This window comes from Sphingomonas sp. 3P27F8 (genome assembly GCF_005502745.1).
GTDB lineage: Bacteria > Pseudomonadota > Alphaproteobacteria > Sphingomonadales > Sphingomonadaceae > Sphingomonas.
On the sequence record NZ_SCNL01000025.1, the window covers coordinates 24,557 to 32,135 of the forward strand.

General features: G+C 65.9%; 11 protein-coding genes. 5 read left to right on the forward strand and 6 right to left on the reverse strand.

What is annotated here, in order from left to right; translation table 11 throughout:
- Positions 1-144: 144 nt before the first annotated feature.
- Both FFS35_RS18795 and FFS35_RS18800 read left to right on the forward strand, forming a co-directional pair.
- Entirely contained in the window at positions 145-483 is a 339-nt protein-coding gene (locus FFS35_RS18795) for a DUF423 domain-containing protein (protein WP_062060979.1), read from the forward strand.
- Between the two features lie 359 nt (positions 484-842).
- A complete protein-coding gene (locus FFS35_RS18800; protein ID WP_062060976.1) occupies positions 843-2,351 on the forward strand; it encodes an FAD-dependent oxidoreductase in 1,509 nt (502 codons plus the stop codon).
- A gap of 128 nt (positions 2,352-2,479) precedes the next feature.
- On the opposite strand, the gene FFS35_RS18805 is transcribed toward FFS35_RS18800, so the two are convergent.
- The 6 genes from FFS35_RS18805 to FFS35_RS18830 all read right to left on the reverse strand — a co-directional run bounded on the left by FFS35_RS18805 (position 2,480) and on the right by FFS35_RS18830 (position 5,949).
- Positions 2,480-2,776 carry a type II toxin-antitoxin system RelE/ParE family toxin gene (locus tag FFS35_RS18805; protein ID WP_062060973.1) on the reverse strand — a complete coding sequence of 99 codons (297 nt, stop codon included), beginning with the start codon at positions 2,774-2,776 and terminating at the stop codon, positions 2,480-2,482.
- On the reverse strand, positions 2,776-3,054 hold the full coding sequence (locus FFS35_RS18810) for a type II toxin-antitoxin system ParD family antitoxin (protein ID WP_082635046.1): 279 nt from the start codon (positions 3,052-3,054) through the stop codon (positions 2,776-2,778). Before FFS35_RS18810 ends, FFS35_RS18805 begins: the two co-directional genes overlap by 1 nt.
- 62 nt (positions 3,055-3,116) lie before the next feature.
- Complete coding sequence (locus tag FFS35_RS18815; RefSeq protein WP_062060970.1) at positions 3,117-3,809, reverse strand: hypothetical protein; 693 nt, start codon at positions 3,807-3,809, stop codon at positions 3,117-3,119.
- 85 nt (positions 3,810-3,894) lie between these two features.
- Complete coding sequence (locus FFS35_RS18820) at positions 3,895-4,224, reverse strand: hypothetical protein (RefSeq protein WP_231746347.1); 330 nt, start codon at positions 4,222-4,224, stop codon at positions 3,895-3,897.
- 244 nt (positions 4,225-4,468) lie between these two features.
- On the reverse strand, positions 4,469-5,068 hold the full coding sequence (locus tag FFS35_RS18825) for a thermonuclease family protein (protein WP_231746346.1): 600 nt from the start codon (positions 5,066-5,068) through the stop codon (positions 4,469-4,471).
- Positions 5,065-5,949, reverse strand: a complete 885-nt coding sequence (locus tag FFS35_RS18830; RefSeq protein ID WP_231746345.1) for a toprim domain-containing protein — start codon at positions 5,947-5,949, stop codon at positions 5,065-5,067. The genes FFS35_RS18825 and FFS35_RS18830 overlap by 4 nt, the downstream gene beginning before the upstream one ends.
- 110 nt (positions 5,950-6,059) lie before the next feature.
- On the opposite strand from FFS35_RS18830, the gene FFS35_RS20130 reads away from it, so the two are divergent.
- From FFS35_RS20130 to FFS35_RS18845, 3 genes are all read left to right on the forward strand, one after another.
- Positions 6,060-6,329, forward strand: coding sequence for a hypothetical protein (locus tag FFS35_RS20130; RefSeq protein WP_171007690.1), 270 nt, complete (start codon positions 6,060-6,062; stop codon positions 6,327-6,329).
- 205 nt (positions 6,330-6,534) lie between these two features.
- Complete coding sequence (locus FFS35_RS18840) at positions 6,535-7,248, forward strand: lytic transglycosylase domain-containing protein (RefSeq protein ID WP_062060964.1); 714 nt, start codon at positions 6,535-6,537, stop codon at positions 7,246-7,248.
- Positions 7,245-7,502 (forward strand): hypothetical protein, encoded by a 258-nt coding sequence (locus tag FFS35_RS18845; RefSeq protein ID WP_137788354.1) that lies wholly within the window; start codon positions 7,245-7,247, stop codon positions 7,500-7,502. Before FFS35_RS18840 ends, FFS35_RS18845 begins: the two co-directional genes overlap by 4 nt.
- Positions 7,503-7,579 lie beyond the last annotated feature (77 nt).

The following is a 7,579-nucleotide window of genomic DNA, read 5'->3' on the forward strand; positions in this document are numbered from 1 at the left end:
GCAGGCGGTTGGTCGCATTGTTGGCCAGCCTTGGTTGTTCAACGACGGACAAGGTGTCGCAGCGGAAATGCGCGCCGTGACGCTGGCCGCTCGCTGCCGATTCAGCGTGCGGAAACGCGGAGAAAGCGTGGAAGGATGTGCGCAATGATCGGACTAATTGCCGCCCTGTCGGCGACCCTTGCGGTAGCGGCGGGCGCATTTGGCGCTCACGGTGCATCCGGTCCGCAGGAGGCCGAATGGCTGCGAACAGGTGGAATCTATCAGTTGATCCACGCAGTTGCCGCTCTGGCAATCATGGGACGAGCCCCGCGTGCCGCCGCGACCCTGCTCGGAGGCGGGTGCCTGTTTGCAGCCTCCCTCTATCTCATGGCCATCGGCGGACCCCGCTGGCTCGGCGCGGTGACGCCGGTTGGAGGCACGGTGCTGATCATAGGGTGGCTATGGGCAGCGTGGGTGCTCGCACGCAATCCCCTGAACAAATGAGTGCGAATAGCGGGCGCAATCAGCGCTGTGATCTTCTGCCGTGGCGTACATGATCTACCTAATGCGGATCGCGTCCCTCCGCTCGGGGAACATCGTCGACGACCTTCGACCGTTTCCACTGATAAACGGCAATGCCTTTGCCAATGCAGCTAGCACGACAGCGCCTCAAGACGCTGACCAGCACTGTCAATGTCCCCGCGGACATGGCTGCCGAAGTGTAACTGACGATCCCCGTCAAATTCTAAGCGGTGAGCGCTTTGGCAACGCTCACCGGCGCGAAAGATCGCCGACAGGTGTGCCACATGGCACACCCTACGCGGTAGGCAGCGCGCGCAATCGTCCGCCCACAGGAGTTAGACGTGGAAGAGCGAGCTGAAATCGACGTCCTGATTTGTGGAGCCCACGCCGCCGGATTGACGCTGGCGATCGATCTAGCGCGGCGCGGGCTGTCGTTCCGCATCATCGACCAGTTGGATTGTCCGTTCGGCGGCTCGCGCGGCAAAGGCATTCAGCCGCGCACGCAGGAAGTGTTCGAGGATCTCGGCATCATCGACCGGATCGTGGCGGCGGGCGGACTCTATCCTCCGATGCGCAACTACCGCGCCGATGGCAGCTACGCGGAAACGACGGTGTTCGAGGCGCGGCCTGCATCGGCCGACACGCCCTATCTGCTGGCGCTGATGATCCCGCAATTCCTGACCGAAGGGGTGATGCGCGAGCGGCTTGCCGAGCTGGGCCATGAAGTGACGTTCGGCACCGCGCTTGCGGGTTTCGAGCAGGACGACGCCAGCGTCATCGCGCGCCTCAAGCGCGGCGATGACGAAGAGCTGATCCACGCGCGCTACCTGATCGGCGCCGATGGCGGGCGCAGCTTCGTGCGCGGTGCGATCGGCATCGGCTTTCCCGGCAAGACACTGGGGGTGCGCGCGGTCGTCGCCGACGTGCGCTTGAGCGGTCTGACACGCGATGCCTGGCACCAGTTCAACGACGGCGACATGGAACGGCTCGTGGCGATCTGCCCGCTTGCCGGCACCGATCTGTTTCAGGTGCAAGCGCCGATCCCGTTGGAAGGCGAACCGGATCTCTCGGCCGAAGGGCTAGAACAGATGATCGCCGAGCGGACGGGGCGGCGCGATATCGAGCTGCGCTCGGTATCCTGGGCATCGGCCTGTGCGATGAACGCGCGTCTCGCCGATCGCTACCGCGCGGGCCGGATCTTCCTCGTCGGCGACGCCGCGCATATCCATCCGCCGACCGGGGGACAAGGGCTCAACACCAGCATTCAGGACGCCTATAATCTGGGCTGGAAGCTCGCCGCGGTCCTCGCCGGCGCGCCTGACGCGCTGCTCGATACCTATGAAGAGGAACGGCGTGCGGTCGCGGCCGACGTGCTGGGCCTGTCGACCCGCCTACTCGAAGGGCACCACCAGCAGGGCGGCGGCCTACGCGGACGCGACACGCACCAGCTCGATATCGGCTATGCGGGATCGGCGCTGTCGCACGATGCCGGTGCCCGAACGACAGGGCCGCTGGCGGGCGACCGGATGCCCGACGCGGCGTTGATCGGGGCGGCGGGACAGCCGCGCCGCCTGTTCGACGTGCTGACCGGGCCGCACTGGACGCTGCTCGTTTCCGAACCCGGCTATAGCCCCGCCGCGCCGCCGCGCGAAGGCGTGCGCGTGGTGACGATTGGCGACGGCGCGGAATTGCGCGATCCATCGGACCAGCTCGGTCTGGCCAGCGGCGGCGCGGTCCTCGTGCGGCCTGACGGCTATGTCGGCGCGACCTTCGATGTCGCTTGCCCCGACCGGATCGGGGACTATCTCGCGCGGGTTCTGCCGCCCGCGAACGTCTCGGGAAGTCATTAGCTCGCGGATGTGACGGGGCGGATAAACAGGATCGCGCCGCCCTGATCGCCGCATGCGCTGATGATGCCTTCAACCGCCATGTCATCGATATCGATTGTCACCGGCGCGCTCCCTCACATATGGCCGGGTCAGGCCAGCCCTAGCGCGCGATCATAATCCTGGCCGGGACCGATGATGCGATGGACGAAGATCCGATCGGGCTGCACCGAATAGAGGATGCCATAGCCTTTATAGGACCGGCGGCGGATGCCGTGATGCTCGTAACGCGGCACCAGCGGGAAGGCCCGTGGCATCCCGCCGATACGGGCGGCCGCTTCGCGCACCTCCGCGATGAAGGTCACGGATCGCGCGGGATTATCCTCGGCGATCCGCGTCCTGATCCCCTCCAGGTCGCGAACGGCTCGCGACGACAGCCGCACCAGCATCAGTGCTGCTTGCGATCGGCGGTATCGCGGAGGTTGGCAATGATCGCATCGCAGGCTTCATCGAGATCGTGCCCGCCACCGGCCTCCATCTCCTTCAGGCCCTCTTCGATCGAGGCATCAAGCTCCTTCAGCCAGCGTTCCTCGTCGACGACTTCGCTTTGATCGCGCCGGATCAGGTCGCGCACATAGTCGCTGACGCTGGCATAGTGGCCGCTGTCGATGCGCGACTGCACATAGTCGCGCATGGGATCGGGAAGAGAGACATTCATCGACGCCATAAAATCACCTCGCCAAATATAATGGCAAAAACTGCCATCGGTTTCAAGGCAGGCGCCGCACGCTATGCCTCGCCGACCTCATCCGGCCAGGTGAAAGTGACTTCCAGATCGCGGCCGAAGTGTATCGCCTCCGTCACGCGCTGCGAATTCTGGATGACACGATCCCAGAGCGCGCCGTGCTGGAGGCTGGGCGTCGGGATCATGAAATAGCCCATCAGCACGACCGACGCGGCATCGATCTGCTGGGTGCCGGTGACGATGAGAAACATCGGCATCGCGAAGCCGAGCGCCGTTTCAGTGTCGGCGACCTCGATCAGCGTGCCTTGGGGCATGCGTGGCGCGAAGACGACCGCCGGGAGGGGGTGACGCAGGCAAAGCCGGCCAAGACGCTCCACGGGGCTCTTGTAGGCGCATGTCGGCACGATCGCGAGGGGCGCGCAGTCGATGGCGGCGGCGCTGGGCGAGCGGCCCGTGTCGCGGTCCTCCAGATAGATGCTGCCCTGGATGTTTTCCTCGTCGCGCGCATAGGCATGGGCTTCGGCGGCGACCGCGTTCAGCACCGCGCGCGCCTCGGCCTCGGTGAGCGAGGGGACCGGGAACGCCTGCCACAGATCCTCGGCATAGTCCTGCTCCAGCAGGATCGCGCCCTCGCTCTCCAGCACGAGCCGGTTGGCTTCCGGCACGCCGATTGTCTCGGCCGTGCGCCAGAACATTTCCGCGGCGAGATTGTGGATCATGGATGGGTCGAAAGTCATGGGACGGGCTCGCCTGAAGGACGGAAAGGACGCGGAAAGGATGATGGGGCGCGCGGCTCGCGGGGTGCAACGGGTTTCGGACCGCTCACAGCCATTGGCCCTGCAGGACGCCGGCGAACTCGATTCCTAGCGTGACGGCGCCGGCGACCAGCGCGGCGATGAGGAACAGCGCGAGCCGTGCGGCGATGCCGTAGCGCGGCCCGCTGTCGCGGGTGACGGCGATGGCGGTGCCGATCGCGGCGGCGAGGATCAGCCCCGGCCCCAGCTCGTAGAGGATGAGGCCGGGAAGCCGATTGGGCAGCAGATAGGGAAAATTGCGGATGAGGCGGCCGATCGGCACCGCGCCGATCACGAGCGCGAGCGCCATGCCCCAGCGGCCGACGCGGATCGCTTGGGGAGAGCCGCGCTCGATCATATGCGTGCCGGACCCGGCACGCCGCGCCCGCCCGCACGGGCGGTCATCTGTGGCCTAGCCTGATCGTCACCCGGATGGGCGGAAACCCGTGCGCGGGGTTCCGTGGAGCGCCGCCAGAGCGGCGCGCCGTAGAGCGCGGGCCGAAGGCAGGCCCGGACCCCTTGTGGCCTTTCTGGGTGCCTTCCTGGCGCTTCTGACGCCGTTTCCGGCCCTATCTTGGCTATCCCGGTTACACCTTGCCCGATCATCGCGCGATGGTGCCTGTGCTGCATCCCTTGGGCACCTGTGCCCTGCGCACCGCCAACTGGCGCATCGCTTCATAGTCGACGCCCCATAGTCCCGCCCGCTTCGCCGCTGCCTGCTGCATCAGCGCGACATAGGCTCCCCCTGAGAACACCCGGTAATCGACGGCATAGCCCTGAGCCACCAGCGTTGCCCCGACACTGGCCCGGTTCGCGGGAAAGCGGCACGCCAGATTGAGACGGCCCGAACTTTTCGCATCGGTGCGGCACTGGTTCTCCCGGCGCAGCGCATAGTCGAACATCGACACCGAACAGTCCAACCCGCCATCGCGGTTCGTCAGATCGCGCAAGGCCTGGCTCGCCATCGCCTTGAGCTGCGGCACATCGTCATCGGGCGCATCGATCCCGATAATCCGCACCCTTGCTGTGGGAAAATCGATCGTATCGCCGTCAATGATCGCCGGAGACGATGATGCCAGCCGGGTCCGCGAGGCTTCGACCAGCGATTCCCTATTTTGCGAAATCGCATAGAGCGCGACGACGACGAAGCTGATCCCCATCGTCCACCGCTGGAACGCCGTCGCGCCGGGAAACAGCTTCATAGCGACCGGATCTCGCGCAACAGGTCGTTCCAGTCGCCGGCATGGGGCGGCGGCTTGACCGCGAGCTGGCGGCCATTGGCCGTCAGGTGCGGGGTAGCGCGCGCGATCGCGCGCGCCGCCTCGCGCCCATGCTGGCTGTAGATAACGACGGTATGGACGCTCTCGGGGATCGTGATCGCCTGATAGCGCTCGATCCCCAGCACCGGCCAGACGAAGCGGCCCGGGCCGAGCATGTTCATGACGCTGGCGGCGTCCTCGACGCCTTCGGCGAGGCGCAGGATGCCGTCGAGCGGGATGCCGCCCCAGCGCACCGCGCCCGCGCCGGGATTGCCGAGCATCCGCTTGGGCTCCTCGACCGCCGCCTTGTCGCGGCCATCGGGGGTGAGGAAGGTGCGGTGGATGGCGACGACGCCGGCGTCTTCCTCGATCGGCACGATCAGCGCCGGGGCGAACGCCTTGGCGGCGCCGGCGCCGAGCTGGCAGCGCGGATCGAACCGCGCGTTGATGCCATCGGGGATGATGAGCCGCGTCTCGCGCAGATAGCGGTCGGCGAGCGTGCCGGTGAAGGGTTCGGCGTGCCGCCACACGGCGAGGGCGAGCTTGTTCAAGTCCCCCTTCCCCTCCTGGCGCTGGCCGGGATCGTGATCGGGGCTTGCGAGGATCTTGCCCGAGCGCAGCGCCGCCATGATCGCATCGGCGGTGCAGCCCGCGAAGCAATGGAAGAGGACCGCGCGCTCGCCGACGCGGATCGACAGGCTGGCCTTGCCGTCGGCATGCGCGGGACAGCGGCACATCGCGAAGTCGCCGGTCCATTTGCCGCCGAGCTGACGGACCACGCGGTCCGCGTCCGCCTCGATCGACGCCCTTTCTTGTCGCGCCATATCTGGATACCTCCTTTGAAGGACGCATAGGCTAGTGCGCGGCAAGAAAGAGCACCAGCGAAAAGCTATGAAATCACTTATGCAGGGGCGGCATGGAATTAGAGCTTATCTTGGAACGCGAACTGACCTCGATGCGGCCCCTGGGGGGCACGATTACCGACGTCCATGTTCACCAGCATGATACGGGCAAGTGGCTCATCAATGTTCGCGTGAGCTGGCGTGGCACGTCGATGTATCATGTCGGCCTCTACGACAAAAAGCGTATCCGATTGTATAAAAAGGCAGCTTCCGCGATCCGCCATATCATATTGGGATATGGCTATGACGGCGTGATCCATGTCCACCCTTATCCCGGTTCGAGGGACGAAGCGGCATTTTAGTGGGGCAGGACGAAACCTCCAATATGAACCTTTGTCGGATTCTGGGTAGGCAAACAACCTGGAGCAATTTAGCCTGATTTCACCAGTGGAGTGAAAACATGGCAAATCGCTTGTTTGCATCCCGCGCGGCAACCGTTTCCTTTGCACGCGCGAGCGCCCCGGCACAGCCGGGCCGGCGCGGCGCTGCACGGGCACTGGAAGCGCAATGACACTCCCCGCCGCGGTCATCATGGGGCTCGCGGCGCAATGCGCGCCGGATGTCGCGCCCGCCACGATCGCGGCGATCGTCCAGACCGAAAGCCAGGGCTTCGAATGGGCTATCAACGTCAACGGCCTCGGCCGCAAGATCGTGCCGACGAGCCTTGAAAACGCGATCGAGACCGCGCGCCATTATGTGGGCCAGGGCTATTCGGTCGATCTGGGCCTCGGCCAGATCAATTCGCGCAACATGAAGCGACTCGGCCTCTCTTGGGAAACTGTGTTCGACCCATGCACGAACATCGCGGCTGCCGGCGGGGTGCTGTCGGGCAACTATCATAGCGTGCGCGCGGGGCTGCATCCCCAGCGCGCGCTGCGCATCGCGCTCTCCATGTATAACACCGGCTCGCGCTCGCGCGGCTTTGCCAATGGCTATGTCGGCAAGGTCGTGGGCAATGCCGGCGTCGCCAACGGCATCCGCCCCGTCGCGATCCGCGCCGCGATGCCGCTGGCCCCGATCTCCGCGCAAGCCAGCGCCAGCCCCATAATCAGCCCAAATGCAGACGAAGGTTCGAGCGCGTCCGCGCAGCTCGCCGCGCTCGTCGAGGAAAACACGTCCGCGAACGCGCAGCCCGCGCCTTCACCACCGCCGCCCGCGTGGGACGTGTTCGCGCGGGCGCAATACGAGCGCGTGCGGCTCGCAGAAGGAGAACAGCGATGAACCTCGTCATGCTCGGTGGGCCGGCGCTCGCCCTCCGATCGAAAATCATGGCCCGCCTGGGCGCGCTGACGCCGCGCCGGCGCAAGGCGGCCGACCTCGCCGCGATGTTCGGCCTGGTGGCGCTGACATCCTTGCTGTCGGCCGAGCCGGCGTTCGCGCAGACCAATCTGGAGAGCTTCGGCCAGTCGGTGCTGGATCTGCTCAGCAACGGCCTGCTGGGCTCTGTTGCAAAGATTGGCGGCAGTCAGAGGTAGGCTGTCGCTCTGCGCCGATCAGGCGGCTGCTGCGAAATGGTGGTTGAGCATGCCCATGGCCTCCGTCAGCGCCGAGG